General features: G+C 58.8%; 3 protein-coding genes. All 3 read right to left on the reverse strand.

What is annotated here, in order from left to right; translation table 11 throughout:
* Positions 1–40: 40 nt before the first annotated feature.
* On the reverse strand, positions 41–835 hold the full coding sequence (gene thyA, locus AACS18_RS22765; RefSeq protein WP_108613391.1) for a thymidylate synthase: 795 nt from the start codon (positions 833–835) through the stop codon (positions 41–43).
* Positions 835–1,659: a prolipoprotein diacylglyceryl transferase gene (gene lgt, locus AACS18_RS22770; protein ID WP_031227775.1), complete on the reverse strand. Its 825-nt coding sequence runs from the start codon at positions 1,657–1,659 to the stop codon at positions 835–837. Before lgt ends, thyA begins: the two co-directional genes overlap by 1 nt.
* Positions 1,660–1,726: 67 nt before the next feature.
* Positions 1,727–2,632: putative PEP-binding protein (locus tag AACS18_RS23775; protein ID WP_308810810.1), on the reverse strand; the 906-nt coding region annotated here is incomplete at its 5' end.

The raw sequence follows: 2,632 nt of genomic DNA on the forward strand, positions 1-2,632 counted from the left end.
ATTTAACTGCATAAAAAAGGCGCCCTGAGGCGCCTTGCTATCAGATGGCGACGGGCGCCTTGATGCCGGGATGGGGGTCATAACCCTCGATCTCGAAATCCTCAAACTTGTAATCGAAGATGGAGCCCGGCTTGCGCCTGATCACCAGGGTCGGCAGCGGGCGCGGCTCACGGGAAAGCTGCAGCGCAGTCTGCTCCATGTGGTTGGAGTAGAGGTGCACATCACCGCCGGTCCAGACGAAGTCGCCCACTTCCAGACCACACTGCTGGGCCATCATGTGGGTCAGCAGGGCGTAGCTGGCGATGTTGAACGGCAGGCCGAGGAACACATCACAGCTGCGCTGGTAGAGCTGGCAGGAGAGCTTGCCGTCCGCCACATAAAACTGGAAGAAGGCGTGGCAGGGAGCCAGCGCCATCTTGTCCAGCTCGCCCACGTTCCAGGCGGAGACGATGATGCGGCGCGAATCGGGGTTGTGCTTGATGTCATCCACCGCTTTCTGGATCTGGTCGATGACAGACCCGTCAGCGACAGGCCAGGAGCGCCACTGAGCACCGTAAACCGGCCCCAAATCGCCATTTTCGTCGGCCCACTCATCCCAGATGCTGACGCCGTTTTCCTTCAGATAAGCGGTATTGGTATCGCCATTGAGGAACCAGAGTAGCTCGTGAATGATGGAGCGCAGGTGGCACTTCTTGGTGGTGACCAGCGGAAAACCCTCCGCCAGATTGAAGCGCATCTGATGGCCGAACAGGGAAACAGTACCGGTACCGGTACGGTCAGACTTGGCGGTCCCCTCATCGAGGATTTTCTGCATCAGGTCGAGATAAGCTCGCATTATTTCGCCTCCTTCACGGCATTACCGAACAACTGCGGACGCTTGTAGGCGGCCCAAATCATCAAGGCACCGGCGATAATCATCGGGGTGGAGAGGATCTGGCCCATGCTGATCTCCTGGAAGTAGAGACCGAGCTGGCTGTCCGGCTGGCGCACAAACTCCACCAGGAAACGGAACAGGCCGTAGAACAGCAGGAACATGCCAGAGATTGCGCCGCGCGGCGGATTCTTGCGCCAGAACAGGTTGAGGATGATGAACAGCACCACCCCTTCCAGCGCGAACTGATAGAGCTGGGAGGGATGACGCGGCTCGGGGCCGGCTTCCGGGAAGATGATGGCCCAGGGCACATCGGTGACCCGGCCCCACAGTTCGCCGTTGAGGAAGTTGCCGATCCGGCCAACACCGAGACCAAACGGAATGAGCGGTGCCACAAAGTCGGCCACGGTGAAGAAGTGGCGCTTGGTCTTGTGGGCAAACCAGATCATCGCGGTGATCACCCCGATCAGACCACCGTGGAACGACATACCGCCGGTCCAGATCTTGAACAAGTAAGTGGGATCCGCGAGGAAGAGATCGAAGTTGTAGAACAGCACGTAACCGACACGGCCACCGAGGATCACCCCGAGGAAACCGTAGAACAGCAGATCCGACACCTCGTTGCGGGTCCAACCGCTGTTCGGTGCATCGGCGCGACGGCCGGCAAGCCACATGGCAAAAGCGAAACCGAACAGGTACATGAGACCATACCAGCGTACCGATAGTGGTCCCAAACTGAATGCTACGGGATCAATCTGCGAGAAAACCCAATATCCATCGTGCTGCATATGCGGCCCCAGTCAAAATAAAAGCCGCATTTTCCGATCATTCGTCAGCAGGGACAAGGCATGATTATCAATCACTCTGTTTCGATTTATGACCGGCTCGCAGCAAACCGCCCAAACCATGCTCCTCCAGATAGCGGGCAAACAGGCCGCGCAGCACGTGGGGATTGTCATGTTTGAGGCCATCAGCCATCAGTTCGGTCAACTCGCTCAGGGTGGATTGACGCAGCACGTACTTGATCCGAGCGATGTTGTGGGTGTTCATACTGAAGCGGCGATAGCCCATGGCAAGCAGCAACAGTACACCGACCGGATCACCGGCAAGCTCGCCACAGACCGACACCGGCTTCTGGTAGCGATGGGAGGCATCAACCAGCTGTTGCAGGGCGCGGATCACCGCAGGATGGAAGGCATCATAGATGTTGGCAACGCGGGAGTTGTTACGATCCACCGCCAGCAGGTACTGGGTAAGGTCATTGCTGCCCACAGACCAGAAGTCGATGAGCGGCGCCATCTCCGGCAAAATAAAGAGGGCTGAGGGCACCTCGATCATCACCCCGAGGCTGGGATAGCGGATCACCGCATCGCGGCTCGCCGCCTCTTCCGACACTTCCCGCCATGCCTGATCCAGCAGACGACGGGAGGCTTTGATTTCGCTGACGCTGCTGATCATCGGCAGCATGATGGCCAGATTGTCCAGCCCTTCACTGGCCCGCAGCATCGCCTTGAGCTGCACCAGAAACAGTTCGGGGTGATCCAGGGTGATCCGGATCCCCCGCCAGCCAAGGAAGGGGTTTTCCTCGACGATGGGGAAATAGGGCAACGGCTTGTCGCCGCCCACATCCAGCGTCCGCATGCAGACCGGCCGGTTGCGGTAGGTCTCCAGAATGCCGCGATAACGGGCAGTCTGTTCCCACTCTGAGGGGAAGCTCTCCTGCAGCATAAAGGGGATCTCGGTGCGATAGAGGCCCACCCC

Source organism: Aeromonas sp. HMWF015 (assembly GCF_963878965.1).
GTDB classification, from domain to species: domain Bacteria; phylum Pseudomonadota; class Gammaproteobacteria; order Enterobacterales; family Aeromonadaceae; genus Aeromonas; species Aeromonas veronii.